The organism is Vibrio stylophorae (genome assembly GCF_921293875.1).
Classification (GTDB): domain Bacteria; phylum Pseudomonadota; class Gammaproteobacteria; order Enterobacterales; family Vibrionaceae; genus Vibrio_A; species Vibrio_A stylophorae.
The window spans coordinates 2,476,713-2,492,029 of the sequence record NZ_CAKLDI010000001.1 but is presented as its reverse complement, the minus strand read 5'-3'; the positions used below and the strand labels follow the sequence as shown (position 1 = coordinate 2,492,029).

The following is a 15,317-nucleotide window of genomic DNA, read 5'->3' as shown; positions in this document are numbered from 1 at the left end:
TGTGCTAAAACCCAACTAAAACAAAGCCTCGCAATTGCGAGGCTTTTTTATGGGTTTTGAGTATCAAGGGCTAATTTATGCGTCTTGCTCAAGGTAGCTGTTTTTTAGCACTTGGAAAATTTCACGCGCAGATTTTGGCGGTTTATTTTGGCTTTGCTCTTTTTTCGCTTGGCGCGCTAATTGGCGCAGACGCTGGCGATCCATTTCAGGATAAAGCGCCATGGCTTGCTCAATCGCACTGTCGCCTTCAGCAACAATGGCATCACGAAGCTGCTCAAGTTTGTGCAGTTGCAGTGTTGCTTGCGCATGCTTGTTACGAATTTTATCCAGAGCAAGTTGGAGTGGCTCTGGATCAATGGAGCGCATCAATTTACCAATGTACTGAAGTTGACGGCGCTTGGCCTCGTTTTTGAAGCGCTGTGCATCCAAAATGGCAGCATGAAGCGCTTCAGGCAGTGGCAATTTAGCCAGCACGGCAGGTTTGAGCTCAGCAATTTCTTCGCCTAGCTCTTGAAGTGCTGTCATGTCACGTTTCATCTCGGATTTGGTTACCCAGATGATTTCCTCTTCTTCTTCCCAAGGATCACGCTGATTTTTACGGGCCATAACCCCTCTCTTTCATTAAGGACTCGGTATTTGCCATAGTTTAACAAGATTCCAGCCAAGACGAAGGAATAAAGCGGCAAATTTTCATGCCGCAATGGTATGCTATAGCCAATTGTATGGAAAAAGTTGTGATCATGAGTATTGAACAGCAAGTAACAAAGCAGCGACAAGAGCTTGAACAAGCCGTTGCACGCGCGCTGGAACTAGCGAGCAAGAAATCTGATGGCGCAGAAGTTGCCATTCACAAAAGCACAGGCTTAAGTGTCTCCTCCAATATGGCGGAGCTTGAAAATATCGAATTCAATAGTGATGGCGCTCTGGGGATCACCGTTTATTGCGATCAGCGCAAGGGCAGTGCTTCGACATCCGATTTGTCACCACTGGCCATTGAGAAAACAGTGCAAGCGGCATTGGATATCGCCCAGCATACCTCGCAAGATCCTTGCGCAGGACCGGCGCCAGCTGAGTTGATGGTCAAAGAGATTCCAGACCTTGATCTATTCCATCCAGACCCATTGGATCCAGATCGTTTTCGCGATATAGCCATTGCCACTGAAGAAGCGGCGATGCGCTACGATGCGCGCATTAAGCAAAGCGATGGTGCGAGCTACGATAGCATTTATGGTTTGCGTGTTTACGGTAACAGCCATGGCATGTTGGGTAGCTATGCTTCTACGCGTCATAGCCTCAGCTGTAGCGTGATTGCGCAGGGACAAAATGGGGTGATGGAGCGTGATTACAGCTACACCCTGTCGCGCCGTGCCGATGAGCTCTGGACGCCTGAACAAGTGGGGCGTGATGCAGCGCGTCGCACCGTTAATCGCATTGATGCGCAGAAAATTGCCACCTGTGAAGTGCCAGTGATTTTCGCAGCGCCTGTGGCAACCGGTTTGTTTGGTCATTTGGTTTCCGCAATTAGCGGTAATAGCCTGTATCGTAAATCGAGCTTTTTACTCGATAAGCTAGGGGAAACCATTTTCCCAACTTGGCTGAATATCGAAGAGAAGCCGCATTTGCTTCGCGGCCTTGCCAGCTCTCCTTTTGATAGCGAAGGTTTGGCCACCGTTGATCGTACCATTATCGATCAGGGGCAATTGGCGACCTATCTCATCACTTCTTATGCAGGTCGCAAACTCAATATGCAGCCAACCGGTCATGCGGGTGGCATTCATAACTGGTTTGTCTCATCCAATCATGGCGATCTTTTAGCATTGGCCAAAACCATGGATCGCGGTTTGATTGTCACTGAGTTGATGGGGCAAGGTGTGAATATGGTGACGGGCGATTATTCACGTGGCGCGGCTGGTTTCTGGGTTGAAAATGGTCAAATTCAGTATCCAGTCAGTGAGATCACCATTGCTGGTAACTTGGCATCGATGTTTGAAAAGATTGTCGCTGTCGGTAGTGATATTGAAACGCGCAGCCAGATTCAAACCGGTTCCGTACTGATTGAGAAGATGAAGATCGCTGGCGCGTAATAACGGCGCTCTCTATCGATGAATATAAAAAAACCACAGCCTTGGCTGTGGTTTTTTTGTCGCTGAATAAAGCGATTAGCGACGAATGGCAATGGCCTCAATTTCAATACCAACATCTTTTGGTAGGCGAGCCACTTCCACACAAGAGCGCGCAGGATAGGGCGCATTGTGCGCATCAAAAAAAGCGCCATAGATTTCATTGACCGCAGCAAAATCATTGAGGTCTTTGACGAACACCGTCATTTTGATGATATCGGCAACGCCTAAACCAGAGGCTTCCACGACGGCTTTGACGTTTTCTAAAGATTGCTGAGTTTGCGCTTGAATATCCGCTGGAATCTCACCGGTTTGCGGATGTAGCGGAATTTGCCCTGATGTCATGACTAGATTGCCAAGATCAACGCCTTGAACGTAGGGGCCAATAGCGGCCGGTGCGTGGTTGGTATGAAGAATTTTGCTCATTGGAGATATCCTTTTCATCACAATGTGGGATCAATTGAAGCGCCACTATAACCAGCATCGCAGGGAATGTGAACCCATGCTTGATGATTGAATCGCGCTTGAAATGAGATAAAAAAACGGCGCGAATTCGCGCCGTTTATCAATGCTATTGAGATCAATATTGAAGGATCAATTTTGACGATCTGTGACGATCTTGCGTGGGAAGACCTTTTCACAGTAGTGGCACTTGAGATGCACTTCCTCATGTTTTTGCAGCACATAGAATCGGCTATCCACGGGCTCTAAATGGGTGATGCAGTTGTTGTTACAACACTGGAATACACCGAGAACTTCCTTGGGAAGCGAGAGCGTCATCTTTTTTACCACCGCATAATTTTCGATTTGATTGACGGTGGCTTTCGGTGCGTGCAGAGCCAGTTGGTTGGCTTGCTCTTCACTCACGTATAGATCTTCGATCTTAATGAGATCCTTGGCACCTTGCGCTGATGATGGCAAGTTGAGGCCAAGGGTGATGCGCTGTTTGCCTTGCTCAATATGAAATAGCTTGAGGATCTGGATCGCCATACCCGCGGGAATATGATCGATGACGGTGCCGTTTTTGATCGCTTCAACTTGTAGTTTGTGGTCTTTATTTGGGTTCATGATGGTCTCCACAATCAAAGGGTTTCATTGAGCACAAGCGCCAATAAGGCTTGGCGTGCGTAAACGCCGTTTTCGGCTTGTTGGAAATAGTAAGCATGGGGCGTTTGATCCACGTCCAGCGTGATCTCATCGATGCGAGGCAGTGGGTGCAGCACTTTTAAATTGGCTTTCGCAGTTTTAAGCGTATCAGCGGTAAGGACAAAGGCTGATTTTACATGTGCGTACTCTGAGGGATCGAAGCGCTCTTTTTGCACCCGTGTCATATAGAGAATATCAAGCTCTGGGATCACCGCTTCAATGCTGTCATGCATGCTGTATTCAATGCCGGCAGCGGCGAGCTCTTGGCAAATATACTCAGGCATCGCCAATACATCAGGGGCGATAAAGTAAAAGCGCACCTTATTAAACATCGCCAGCGCTTGGGTCAGTGAGTGCACCGTGCGGCCATATTTGAGATCGCCAACAAAGGCGATATGAATCTCGTCCAAGCGACCTTGGGTTTCATAAATGGTGAACAGATCCAGCAGGGTTTGAGTTGGGTGCTGATTGGCGCCATCACCCGCGTTGATCACTGGCGTACCGTTGGAAAACTCAGAGGCCAGACGGGCGGCACCATCATTGGGGTGGCGCATCACATAGGCATCGGCGTAGCTGCTAATCACCTGAACTGAGTCGATCAGGGTTTCCCCTTTTTTGCCATGTGAGGTATTGCCGGCACTGTCAAAGCCAATCACTGAGCCACCAAGACGTTGAATCGCAGTTTCAAAAGAGAGGCGAGTTCGTGTGGATGGCTCGAAAAAGCAGCTTGCTACGATTTTATTTTGAAGCAGATCCGGACGCGGTGTCTGTTTGATCTCACCGGCCGTTTTGACAATCAGCTCTAGCTCGCTGCGATTGAGCTCGGGAATAGAGATGATGTGTTTATTAAACAGAGGATTGGCCATATTCACAGTTCCCTTTGGCAAAATTAATTGGAGCGTTCAGTTTTGCAGGCAAAAAAAAACCTCCCAAATGGAGGTTTTAATTTCAATACAATAGGATCACCATCGCATCACGACGCGCTAAGCGAAACACAGTAGATGGATAGTGCTGAGACATTTCTGCTTTCCTATTGGCAAATTGGCGCTGATTATACGGGGAAAATTGATTGGCGCAAGCCGATTTGCTCAATTTTCCAGCCATCATTTGCGCCGCTATTTGTCAGTATAACTGGCCATTGTATGCATACTGAATTTTCCTGAAATCGTGATTTTTACGATGACAGTGATGGGCTAAAGATGGCGATTGCTGACCTAAGTTAGTAATTACTGACATAAGGTGGCGACCATCACCGCTTTAATGGTGTGCATGCGGTTTTCTGCTTGGTCAAAAACAATGGATGCCTCAGACTCAAACACCGCTTCGGTCACCTCGAGACCATTCAGTCCATATTGCTCTGCAACAGTTTTACCCACAGTGGTTTCATCATTATGAAAAGCAGGCAAGCAGTGCATAAATTTTACTTGGGCATTGTTACATTTGGCCATCAGTGCGCTGTTGACCTGATAGGGTAGCATGGTTTGTACGCGCTCAGCCCAAGCACTTTCCGCTTCGCCCATGGACACCCAAACATCGGTGTAGATAAAGTCACAGCCATCAACATCCTCGGTATTTTCACTGAGCACAATCGTGGCACCTGTTTGCTGGGCAATGGCTTGGCAGGTCTCAACTAGCGCCGCTTCGGGCCAGTAAGCCTTTGGCGCAATGAGTTTGATGGTCATGCCCATTTTTGCTGCGCCCACCATCAATGAATTGCCCATGTTATTACGGGCATCACCCAAATAAGCAAATTGAATGGCGTGCAGTGGCTTTTCGCTGTGCTCTTGCATGGTGAGAAAATCGGCCAGAATTTGCGTTGGGTGGAACTCATCTGTCAGACCATTCCACACAGGAACGCCGGCGTAGGCTGCTAGCTCTTCTACTTTGCTTTGACCGTAGCCGCGATATTGAATGCCGTCATACATACGACCGAGCACGCGCGCGGTATCTTTCATCGATTCTTTATGGCCAATTTGTGAACCAGATGGTCCCAAATAGGTAACTTGCGCGCCCTGATCAAATGCGGCTACTTCAAAGGCGCAACGAGTGCGGGTGGAGGATTTTTCAAAAATCAGCGCAATATTTTTGCCACGCATTCGAGGTTGTTCATAGCCACCATACTTTGCTGCTTTGAGCTGTGCAGAGAGTGTCAGTAGGTGATGGATCTCCTGCGGAGTGAAATCCAGCAATTTAAGAAAATGACGATTGCGAAGATTAAAGCTCATAACACCCTTCCTTGCGTGTGTTTGAAAAATTAAATGAATATAAATACATATCAAATGAATATAAATACAATACTATTGACCTTTTCACCGCTGCGCAAGCTTTGTTTTATATCTCGAACAGTCATGGCTGTGATTCGGTACGGCCTCTCTGCTGCTGGTATTTCAGCTCATTCCATGCCATATTTGCTGCGGAAAAATTATCCTTGGAGCCACCATGTCAATTGAACAATTACTTGCTGAACAAAAGCAAGAAACCCGCGACATCATTGAAGATTTGCTTGAAGATGGCAGCGATCCAGATGCCCTTTATACCATTGAACACCACTTTGCAGCGGATCGTTTTGAAGATCTTGAAAATGCTGCGGTAGAAGCGTTCAAAATGGGTTTTGAGGTCCTTGAAGCAGAAGAGCTTCCATTGGAAGAGGGTGGCACCATCATCTGTTTTGATGCCGTGATGGAGAGCCCACTAGATGCTGAAATTATTGATCAGCAAGTGGAAAAGCTGGTGGCTTTAGCGCAAAAGCACAACATCGATTACGATGGTTGGGGCACCTACTTTGAGTCTGACGAAGAAGGCGATGATGATTATGATGACGAGGATGAAGACGCATAATCAACTGTTTCTTTGTTACTGATTTTGAAATGAGGTCGCATTTTTATGCGGCCTCTTTTTTTATCTCTCGATGGGTCTCGTCGTTTTTTCATTTCTTGCTCGAAAAGCTTCTTCAGCGGATCTCAGATCAATGTAACGACCTTTCATTCTTGCTGTTAAAAAGTGACCAAACTCCAAGTCATGACCCTTGAATAATTAAGCCAATTCCTTGAATTCGAAAGCTTTAGTAAACTGGCTAGGCATGGTGGAATAATGCGCAAAATGCCAATAAAGACCACCAGTAAAAATAAGCGATAACGACAAAATAATGAATGAGTGGGGAAACGTAAGCTTATGAAAAATCCAGTGTCATTCCACGGAAGTGGCAAAGACTACTTCAAAATTTGGATCGTAAATATGATCCTAACGATCTGTACCCTCGGTCTATTTTCGCCATGGTCGAAAGTCCGTAGCCGTAATTACCTTTACAGCAAAACTGAGGTTGCAGGCGAACAGTTTGAATATCACGCGACCCCGATGCAGATTTTGCAAGGTCGCTTGATGATGATCCTTGGCATCGCATTTATTGCTGGCCTGTTTTACCTTTCGCCACAGATTGGTTTGATGGTTGCAGCATTGATGTATTTGGGTGTGCCTTGGCTCGTTCATAAAAATGCACAATTTAATGCGAGCGTGACCAGTTATAACTGGGTGCGTTTTCGTTTTACTGGCTCGCTAAAAGATAGTTATAAGGTTTTCTTGCTGCGTCCAGTGATTGCGACAGCAGTGGTTACCGCTGTTTACTGGCTATTGAGTTTAGCGATTTTGCCAAGCTCAGGCATGGTGAACCCGTTCCTATCTGTGCCTGTGTTTATCTTCTCTGCGATTACAGCAGTGATGATGCTTTCTTGGGTTGTTGCCGGTATTTCTGATTACATGCTCAGTGGCCGCAGCTACGGTAAGTTGAATTTTACCGCGCGTCTTTCAAGCAGCTTCTTTTTCACCACTTACTTTGCGGCTGCGATGATCTCACTATCATCAATTGCCTTGAGTTTGTTGATGTTGGGGGCAAGCCTACGAGTTTCTGTTGAGACTGGTTCCGCCTTGGAGCTGCTTGCGGTGAAAGGTCAGCTACTCTATGACTTCATGTTCCCAGGCACCTTTGCTGCTTTGGAAGTGAAGCACTATTTGGTTTACGCCCTGTTCTTTATTACCGGCGCATGTATTCATGGTTTTATCCGTGGTCGTATCTACAACCACATGATGAACCATACCTTTATTGGTAGTAAGAAAGCTTTTGCGCTATCAGCAGATTTAAACGCAGCACACTATGTATGGATTATCGCAACCAACCATATGATGACTTTGTTCTCATTGGGTCTAGCGCGTCCATTCTGTGTGGTTCGTATGATGCGTTATATGGCTGATTGTACTTATGTCAAAGGGGACATCGCGATCCTCAATGAGCATGAGCATGATGAGCGTAAAGATCGCGTCTTTGCTGAAGAGCATGAGAAGATGCTCAAAGCGCAGCAATTGACGGTGGCACCAACTGATTTGGCTGCTTATACCCGCAAGAAGCAAACGGCATCTGTGGCAGCGACCACGCAAAAAGGTCGTCAAATCGGTATCAGTTAATTCAATTTCCCACTCTTTCAAAGCCAGCAGCCATGCTGGCTTTTTTTATGCTCAAAATTTGTCGATAGAGATAGATACCGAAAAGATAAATACAGTGGTAGAGACTGGGCTGAGTATCGATGATGATCAGCTGATAAACCATGAATGGCAAAGGATTAGTTATGGGTAAAGCAATACTGAATTGAGGCTTTGAGTCTTTACTTTTTACGCTGTATTCGTTTGTTCTTTGTTTTGGCTGCAATTGTTCAGGCATAAAAAAACGCTCCGAAGAGCGTTTTTATCGTTCATTGCAGTCGCTAATTAAAGCGCGGCAATGGTGGCTTTTTGCTCGGCAAGTTTAACCAAGGTTTCTTTGTAGCCATCAAGTTTGGCGCGCTCTGCGGCAACGACAGCTTCTGGTGCCTTGGCAACAAAGCCTTGGTTGCTGAGTTTACCGTCGATGCGTTTGATCTCGCCTTCAGTTTTCGCGATCTCTTTGTCCAAACGAGCAAGCTCTGCGTCTTTATCAATCAGACCTGCCATTGGGATCATCAGCGTTGATTGACCCACAAGTGCAGTAGCACATGCTGGCGTTTCTTCACCTTCAGACAGTACACGAATCTCGTCAAGCTTAGCCAGAGACATCAGTACCTGAGTATTGGCTTCAACACGCGCAGCATCCTGTGCATTAGCAGCTTTGAGCATCACGTTCAAACCTTTGCTTGGCGCGATGTCATATTCTGCACGTAGGTTACGAATACTGGTGATAAAGCCTTTCACCCATTCGATATCATCAAGCGCTTCTTGGTGGAAGTTTGCTTCGTCGAATTGTGGTAGTGCTTGCAGCATGATGGTGTCGCCTTCAACACCGTCAACCAATGGCTTGATGCTTTGCCAAATCGTTTCGGTGATATAAGGGATCACTGGATGTGCAAGACGGAGAGTTTTCTCAAGTACAGTAATTAGCGTGCGACGTGTACCACGTTGCTGCGCCTCTGTGCCTTTCCATAGCACTGGTTTCGTTAGCTCTAGGTACCAGTCACAGAATTGGTTCCAGATGAACTCATAGAGCGTGTTCGCTGCCATATCAAGGCGGAAGTTATCGATATGGTTGTTGAACGCTTTGGCAGCCAATTCAAACTGAGATTCGATCCACTTGTCTGCCAGTGAGAATTCGATATCACCGTCGTTAAAGCCACAATCTTGCTCTTCTGTGTTCATCATCACGTAACGGCTAGCGTTCCATAGCTTGTTACAGAAGTTGCGGTAACCTTCTAGGCGCTTCATATCCCAGTTGATATCACGGCCAGTGGATGCCATCGCTGCAAGAGTGAAACGTAGTGCATCAGTACCGTATGCGTCGATACCATTTTCAAAGGTCTTACGGGTGTTCTTCTCGATCTTGGCCGCAAGTTGAGGTTGCATCATGTTACCCGTGCGCTTCTCAACCAAAGACTCAAGGTCGATACCATCGATCATATCGATTGGATCAAGCACGTTACCTTTTGATTTCGACATCTTGTCGCCGTTTTCATCACGGATCAGACCTGTCATGTAAACGGTTTTGAATGGTACTTGTGGCTTGCCGTTTTCATCTTTACAGAAGTGCAGCGTCATCATGATCATACGGGCAACCCAGAAGAAGATGATGTCAAAACCTGACACCAATACATCAGATGGGTGGAACTGTTTCAGTGCCTCTGTATTTTCAGGCCAGCCTTGTGTACCAAAGGTCCAAAGTGCAGAAGAGAACCAAGTATCGAGAACATCGTCATCTTGACGAAGTACAACCACAGGTGCGAGGTTATGTTTTTGACGGACTTCTTCTTCATCACGACCGACATATACGTTGCCTTGGTTGTCATACCATGCCGGAATGCGGTGACCCCACCAAAGTTGACGAGAGATACACCAGTCTTGAACGTCACGCATCCAAGAGAAGTACATGTTTTCGTATTGCTTTGGTACAAATTGGATATCGCCGTTTTCAACGGCTTCCACGGCTGGTTTCGCAAGTGGTGCTGTGCGAACGTACCATTGGTCAGTAAGCATTGGTTCAATAACCACGCCGCCACGGTCGCCGTAAGGCACTTGAAGATCGTGATCTTTGATCTCTTCAAGCAAGCCAAGTTCGTCAAATTCAGCAACGATCGCTTTACGCGCCGCAAAGCGCTCCATACCTTGGTATTTCGCTGGTAGTTCGCTGCTGTAAACGTCAGTTACTTCACCATTGGTATCAAAAACTTCTGCTGCGTCGCGAATGTTTGCGTCGAAAGTCAGAATATTGATCATTGGCAGCTGGTGGCGCTTACCAACTTCATAGTCATTGAAGTCGTGCGCAGGTGTGATTTTCACACAGCCAGTGCCTTTTTCCATATCGGCGTGCTCATCGCCCACAATCAGGATGCGACGATCAACGATAGGTAGAATAATCTCTTTACCAATTAGATCCTTGTAGCGTGGATCTTCAGGGTTAACCGCGACGCCAGTATCACCTAGCATGGTCTCTGGACGGGTGGTTGCTACAACGATGTAGTCTTTACCATCGGCTGTTTTCACGCCATCTGCTAGCGGGTAGCGGAAGTGCCACATGTGGCCTTTGGTATCTTTGCTTTCAACTTCAAGATCTGAAATTGCGGTGTGCAGTTTAGGATCCCAGTTCACAAGACGCTTGCCGCGGTAAATGAGATCTTCTTCGTATAGACGAACGAATACTTCTTTTACTGCATTGGATAGACCATCGTCCATGGTAAAGCGCTCACGATCCCAATCGACAGATGCGCCAAGACGACGGAGCTGTTTGGTGATGGTGCCGCCAGACTCGCCTTTCCATTCCCAGATTTTGTCGATGAAAGCGTCACGACCGTAGTCATGTTTGGTTTTGCCTTCTTCGGCAGCAATTTTACGCTCAACAACCATCTGAGTTGCGATACCAGCATGGTCAGTACCCACTTGCCAAAGGGTGTTTTTACCCTTCATACGCTCGCAGCGAATCAGTGTATCCATGATTGTATCTTGGAACGCATGGCCCATATGCAGGCTACCAGTGACGTTCGGTGGTGGAATCATGATGCTGTAAGCTTCTTTCGTGGTGTCACCGTGGGGCTTAAAGTAGCCTTGCTCTTCCCAAGTCTGATACAGAGCTTGTTCGATTGAAGTTGGGTTATATGTCTTTTCCATAGCGCTCTATTCGGGCCTATCTGCTGCCGCCGTGGTGGTTACATGGATACCTTGTTTTCGGTAGGCCACATAACGATCACGGGCGTGCTGTTTTAGGGTTTCATCATTTGGCACGAAGTCTACCACTTGTGGGAAGCGAACCGCAAAAATTGGTGCTTCTGTCGCCAGATTGATCAGCAATTGACGACGACCGGTGAGTGGACAGTTCGGCCAGCTAATTTCAACGGGAGTGCCAAATTTTGGCCCTTCACCGCATAATTGGTGGGCAATAAATTCGCCGTAGCGTTGTTGCCACAATATTTCATCCATGACTTCTGCTTGTTCCTGATCTTGGCAGTACAAAAGCACGCGCTGTCCTTCGGCAACTGCTTGCGAGAGACAGCGATAGATCAAAGCATGCCAATGGGGGGCTTGGCTTTGTTCTTGATCAAGAAGATAAAACAGGGCTTGGCTCATGGATCAAAAAAGGGGCTTGCGCCCCTTTCCTTATTCTGCGCTTTCTTCGCCGATGCGGCCAAGTAGGAACTGGACCAGCATGGGCACCGGACGTCCGGTTGCGCCTTTGTTTTTACCGGAAGTCCAAGCTGTACCCGCAATATCAAGGTGAGCCCAGTTGTACTTTTTGGTAAAGCGAGACAAGAAACAACCCGCGGTAATGGTGCCCGCAGGACGACCGCCAATATTTGCCATATCAGCAAATGGGCTGGCGATTTGCTCTTGATACTCATCGGTCATTGGCATGCGCCACGCGCGGTCACCCGCAAGCTCAGATGCGTTGACAAGCTCTGATGCCAGCGCATTGTGGTTGCCTACTAAACCGGAAATATGATGGCCAAGGGCAATCACACAGGCGCCAGTGAGGGTGGCGACATCAATGACGCACTCAGGCTCGTAACGCTCAACATAGGTGAGGGCATCACAAAGCACCAAGCGACCTTCTGCATCGGTATTTAATACTTCAACGGTTTGGCCTGACATGGTGGTGAGAATATCGCCAGGACGATAGGCATTGCTGCCAGGCATGTTTTCACAGCCAGCCAGCACACCGACCACATGAAGTGGTAGGTTGAGCTGTGCAAGCGCTTTCATCACACCAAAGACAGATGCTGCACCGCACATGTCATATTTCATCTCATCCATACCTTCACCAGGCTTCAATGAGATACCGCCGGAGTCAAAGGTCAAACCTTTACCAACGAGGACAATCGGTTTGCTGTTTTCAGCAACGCCAGGGCCTTTGTATTCAATCAAAGACATCATGGATTCATTGCGCGAACCACGACCAACCGCTAGGTATGAGGTCATACCCAGTTTTTCCATCTCTTGCTCACCAATGATCTTGGTGTTGATGGTATTAAAGTCATCGCCTAGACGGCGCGCTTGCGAAGCAAGGTACGCTGGATTGGCAACGTTTGGTGGCATATTGCCAAGATCTTTACAGGCACGCACACCAGATGCGATGGCAAGACCATGGGCAATGGCGCGCTCACCTAAAGCAAGCTCACGGCGCGTTGGCACATTAAAGACCATTTTGCGCAGCGGACGACGTGTTTCAGGTTTGCGACTCTTAAATTGATTAAAGGTGTATAGACTTTCTTTGGTGGCTTCGACGGCTTGGCGAACTTTCCAATAAGTATCACGGCCTTTGACATGAAGCTCAGTCAAAAAGCATACCGCCTCCATAGAGCCGGTTTCATTCAGCGTGCTGATGGTCTTTTTGATAATTTGTTTGTATTGACGCTCATCGAGTTCGCGCTCTTTGCCACAGCCGACCAACAGGACGCGTTCAGACAAAATATTGGGAACTTGGTGTAGCAGTAGCATTTGGCCTGCTTTCCCTTCGAGGTCACCACGGCGTAACAGTGAGCTAATATAGCCATCACTGATTTTGTCGAGTTGCTCGGCGACCGGAGAGAGACGGCGTGGCTCAAATACACCAACGACAATACAGGCACTGCGTTGTTTCTCGGGGCTACCGCTCTTGACATTAAACTCCATGCCCAGACTCCTACATTTACGAAAGACAAATTACGGGTTTTGATAGATAATGGCTGACTACGGCTAAAATTTCCGCATTTGGCGGCGCATTCAGTGAGCCAAAGACACTACCCAGAAATAATTAAAAATAGTGGATTAGGCGAAAAACTATAGCGATTTAGGTAAAAAAACAAGTTTTCTATAGGTGTTATGGCGTGATTATTGTCCGTTATCTAATTCGAGAGACCATAAAAAGCCAGTTTGCAGTGTTCTTCATTTTGTTGCTGGTTTTTATCAGCCAAAAGTTTATTCGCGTACTGGCAAGTGCAACTGATGGCTCCATTCCGAGTGATATTATTCTCACCTTGGTGGGCCTCAATTTGCCTTCGATGGCGCTATTGATGCTGCCTCTGAGTATCTATATCGGTATTTTGCTCACATTTGGTAAGTTGTATGCCGAAAGTGAAATTACCGTGATGAATGCTACTGGCATGGGCAATAGCCTGTTGGTGCGTGCGGCTTTCTTTTTGGCACTCCTTACTGGCTCTGTGGCGGCATTTAACGCCCTTTGGTTGGCACCTTGGAGCGCGGATAAAGAAACGCAAGTGTTGGAGAAAATTGAATCTGATAGCGGTTTAGAGCTGCTTGTTAAAGGTCAATTCCAGCGCTCGCCGGACGGTCAAGCCGTGGTTTTTGTCGATGACATTCGCGACAAAGGTAAGAATTTGGATCGCGTTTTTGTCGCGCAAGTCGCTGCTCGTGACTCGATTCGCCCAAGCGTGCTGGTGGCAAAGCGTGGTCATGTTTCTGAATTAGCTGATGGCCGCCAAGTATTAGATCTGAAAGATGGCGTGCGTTACGAAGGCATTCCGACGCGACTTGATTATTCCATTACAGAGTTTGATGGCTATCAAGCGGTGATTGGTCAGCGTGAAGTGCGTCATCGCAGTCGTGACTGGGATGCGATGCCAACCATTGCGCTAATGAAGCGCTCTGAGCTGGAAGCGCAGGCTGAACTGCAATGGCGTATCTCGCTCTTTCTCTGTATTCCAATCTTGACCATGGTGGTGGTGCCGCTATCTCATGTGAACCCGCGGCAAGGGCGTTTTGCCAAGTTGGTACCGGCAGTCTTAATTTACCTTGCTTACTTCCTTTGTATCAGTGCGGCGAAATCAGCGCTCGAAGAGGGTAGCTTGCCGCCTTATATTGGTCTTTGGTCAGTGAATTTTATGGTCTTTTTAATTGCGGTTTCCCTCAATATTTGGGATACCTTGCCGATGCGTAAACTGCGTGCCAGCCTAAAACGAGGAGCCTGATGTTTAAGATTTTAGATTGGTATATCGGCCGTACCATTATCGCGACCTCGATGCTGACGCTTTCGACATTGGTAGGGCTGTCGGCGATCATTAAATATGTTGAGCAGCTCCGTAAAGTGGGCGAAGGTACCTTTGATTTGCTTCAAGCCTTTTATTTCGTGGTGCTCAGTATGCCGCGAGATATTGAGATGTTCTTTCCCATGGCGGTATTGCTTGGCGCATTGATTGGCTTGGGTATGTTGGCATCAAGCTCTGAGCTGGTGGTGATGCAAGCGGCGGGCTTTTCCAAGCTCAATATCGGCGTTTCGGTTCTGAAAACCGCTATTCCACTGATGCTGCTCGTGACTCTATTAGGTCAATGGGGTGCACCTCAAGCGCAGAAACTGGCGCGTGAGATGCGTGCCACGGCAATTTCTGGCGGCAGCATCATGAATTCCCGTTATGGCGTGTGGGCTAAAGAAGGGCAAGATTTTATCTATTTGGCGCAGGTCAAAGAGGATAACCAGCTGCATGGCATTAATATTTGGCGGTTTGATGACAAAGGCGCACTGACGCAGTCGCTCTATGCGCCTACAGGAACTTATTTAGCCGATCAAGGTTGGCAACTGCATAACGTGACTGTCACTCATTTTACCAATGCGAAAATTAGCGAAACCAAGCAGCCGGAATATTTTTGGAATAGCGTGTTAACGCCTGACAAACTTGCGGTGGTGACGGTGAAGCCAGAGGAGCTTTCATTGTCTGGTGTTTACGATTACGTGAGCTTCCTGCGTGATTCCAAGCAAGATGCCAGCCGTTATGAATTGGCGCTCTGGCGCAAGGTATTTCAGCCGCTGTCGATTGCGGTGATGATGCTCATGGCGTTGTCCTTTGTCTTTGGTCCGCTACGCAGCGTGACCATGGGCGCACGTATTCTCTCTGGGGTTATCTTTGGTTTTGGCTTTTATATTGCCAATGAAGTCTTTGGCCCGATGATTTTGGTTTACAGCTTGCCACCAATTATTGGTGCGGTGACGCCAAGTTTGGTGTTTTTAGCGCTGGCGGTGATGCTGCTCAATCGACGTATTTAGCGGGTAGAAACAAAAGCAGAATCCATCCATTCCAAGATAAAAAAGGCGCAAAAGCGCCTTTTTGTTTGGGTGTG

Annotated in this window: 14 protein-coding genes; 5 read left to right on the top strand and 9 right to left on the bottom strand. The window is 47.5% G+C overall.

What is annotated here, in order from left to right:
- Positions 1–75: 75 nt before the first annotated feature.
- Positions 76–606, bottom strand: coding sequence for a ribosome biogenesis factor YjgA (yjgA, locus tag L9P36_RS11590; RefSeq protein ID WP_237467045.1), 531 nt, complete (start codon positions 604–606; stop codon positions 76–78).
- A gap of 134 nt (positions 607–740) precedes the next feature.
- Here yjgA and pmbA point away from each other — a divergent pair, with 134 nt between their 5' ends.
- Positions 741–2,084: a metalloprotease PmbA gene (gene pmbA / locus L9P36_RS11585; RefSeq protein WP_237467036.1), complete on the top strand. Its 1,344-nt coding sequence runs from the start codon at positions 741–743 to the stop codon at positions 2,082–2,084.
- Between the two features lie 75 nt (positions 2,085–2,159).
- On the opposite strand, the gene L9P36_RS11580 is transcribed toward pmbA, so the two are convergent.
- The 4 genes from L9P36_RS11580 to argF form a co-directional block, all read right to left on the bottom strand.
- A complete protein-coding gene (locus L9P36_RS11580) occupies positions 2,160–2,546 on the bottom strand; it encodes a Rid family detoxifying hydrolase (protein WP_237467034.1) in 387 nt (128 codons plus the stop codon).
- A 168-nt stretch (positions 2,547–2,714) separates the two neighbouring features.
- Entirely contained in the window at positions 2,715–3,188 is a 474-nt protein-coding gene (pyrI, locus tag L9P36_RS11575) for an aspartate carbamoyltransferase regulatory subunit (protein ID WP_237467032.1), read from the bottom strand.
- A 14-nt stretch (positions 3,189–3,202) separates the two neighbouring features.
- Entirely contained in the window at positions 3,203–4,132 is a 930-nt protein-coding gene (gene pyrB / locus L9P36_RS11570) for an aspartate carbamoyltransferase (RefSeq protein ID WP_237467030.1), read from the bottom strand.
- Positions 4,133–4,492: 360 nt separating this feature from the next.
- Positions 4,493–5,491, bottom strand: coding sequence for an ornithine carbamoyltransferase (gene argF, locus L9P36_RS11565; RefSeq protein WP_237467029.1), 999 nt, complete (start codon positions 5,489–5,491; stop codon positions 4,493–4,495).
- A 214-nt stretch (positions 5,492–5,705) separates the two neighbouring features.
- Between argF and rraB the strand changes: the two genes are divergently transcribed.
- Entirely contained in the window at positions 5,706–6,104 is a 399-nt protein-coding gene (gene rraB / locus L9P36_RS11560; RefSeq protein ID WP_237467027.1) for a ribonuclease E inhibitor RraB, read from the top strand.
- Between the two features lie 333 nt (positions 6,105–6,437).
- Complete coding sequence (locus L9P36_RS11555) at positions 6,438–7,721, top strand: YjgN family protein (protein ID WP_290368697.1); 1,284 nt, start codon at positions 6,438–6,440, stop codon at positions 7,719–7,721.
- A gap of 1 nt (position 7,722) precedes the next feature.
- Here L9P36_RS11555 and L9P36_RS11550 read toward each other — a convergent pair whose 3' ends face one another.
- From L9P36_RS11550 to pepA, 4 genes are read right to left on the bottom strand one after another with little or no spacing between them, the layout of a single operon-like run.
- The gene (locus L9P36_RS11550; RefSeq protein ID WP_237467024.1) at positions 7,723–7,974 is read right to left on the bottom strand and encodes a hypothetical protein; all 252 of its coding nucleotides are present in this window, start codon (positions 7,972–7,974) and stop codon (positions 7,723–7,725) included.
- A gap of 47 nt (positions 7,975–8,021) precedes the next feature.
- Positions 8,022–10,880 carry a valine--tRNA ligase gene (locus L9P36_RS11545; protein ID WP_237467022.1) on the bottom strand — a complete coding sequence of 953 codons (2,859 nt, stop codon included), beginning with the start codon at positions 10,878–10,880 and terminating at the stop codon, positions 8,022–8,024.
- A gap of 6 nt (positions 10,881–10,886) precedes the next feature.
- Positions 10,887–11,336 carry a DNA polymerase III subunit chi gene (locus L9P36_RS11540; protein ID WP_237467019.1) on the bottom strand — a complete coding sequence of 150 codons (450 nt, stop codon included), beginning with the start codon at positions 11,334–11,336 and terminating at the stop codon, positions 10,887–10,889.
- 30 nt (positions 11,337–11,366) lie between these two features.
- Positions 11,367–12,878, bottom strand: coding sequence for a leucyl aminopeptidase (pepA, locus tag L9P36_RS11535; RefSeq protein WP_237467017.1), 1,512 nt, complete (start codon positions 12,876–12,878; stop codon positions 11,367–11,369).
- Positions 12,879–13,072: 194 nt separating this feature from the next.
- On the opposite strand from pepA, the gene lptF reads away from it, so the two are divergent.
- Together lptF and lptG are read left to right on the top strand one after the other, a co-directional pair.
- On the top strand, positions 13,073–14,173 hold the full coding sequence (lptF, locus tag L9P36_RS11530) for an LPS export ABC transporter permease LptF (protein ID WP_237467014.1): 1,101 nt from the start codon (positions 13,073–13,075) through the stop codon (positions 14,171–14,173).
- Complete coding sequence (lptG, locus tag L9P36_RS11525; RefSeq protein ID WP_237467013.1) at positions 14,173–15,243, top strand: LPS export ABC transporter permease LptG; 1,071 nt, start codon at positions 14,173–14,175, stop codon at positions 15,241–15,243. Before lptF ends, lptG begins: the two co-directional genes overlap by 1 nt.
- The last annotated feature ends 74 nt before the right edge of the window (positions 15,244–15,317 follow it).

Bases quoted from the DNA above. Each gene is read 5' to 3' on its own strand.
- L9P36_RS11550 (WP_237467024.1), bottom strand. From the start codon at position 7,974: ATGCCTGAACAATTGCAGCCAAAACAAAGAACAAACGAATACAGCGTA.
- pmbA (WP_237467036.1), top strand. From the start codon at position 741: ATGAGTATTGAACAGCAAGTAACAAAGCAGCGACAAGAGCTTGAACAA.
- L9P36_RS11540 (WP_237467019.1), bottom strand. From the start codon at position 11,336: ATGAGCCAAGCCCTGTTTTATCTTCTTGATCAAGAACAAAGCCAAGCC.
- pepA (WP_237467017.1), bottom strand. From the start codon at position 12,878: ATGGAGTTTAATGTCAAGAGCGGTAGCCCCGAGAAACAACGCAGTGCC.
- lptG (WP_237467013.1), top strand. From the start codon at position 14,173: ATGTTTAAGATTTTAGATTGGTATATCGGCCGTACCATTATCGCGACC.
- argF (WP_237467029.1), bottom strand. From the start codon at position 5,491: ATGAGCTTTAATCTTCGCAATCGTCATTTTCTTAAATTGCTGGATTTC.
- pyrI (WP_237467032.1), bottom strand. From the start codon at position 3,188: ATGAACCCAAATAAAGACCACAAACTACAAGTTGAAGCGATCAAAAAC.
- rraB (WP_237467027.1), top strand. From the start codon at position 5,706: ATGTCAATTGAACAATTACTTGCTGAACAAAAGCAAGAAACCCGCGAC.
- L9P36_RS11580 (WP_237467034.1), bottom strand. From the start codon at position 2,546: ATGAGCAAAATTCTTCATACCAACCACGCACCGGCCGCTATTGGCCCC.
- pyrB (WP_237467030.1), bottom strand. From the start codon at position 4,132: ATGGCCAATCCTCTGTTTAATAAACACATCATCTCTATTCCCGAGCTC.
- L9P36_RS11555 (WP_290368697.1), top strand. From the start codon at position 6,438: ATGAAAAATCCAGTGTCATTCCACGGAAGTGGCAAAGACTACTTCAAA.
- yjgA (WP_237467045.1), bottom strand. From the start codon at position 606: ATGGCCCGTAAAAATCAGCGTGATCCTTGGGAAGAAGAAGAGGAAATC.
- L9P36_RS11545 (WP_237467022.1), bottom strand. From the start codon at position 10,880: ATGGAAAAGACATATAACCCAACTTCAATCGAACAAGCTCTGTATCAG.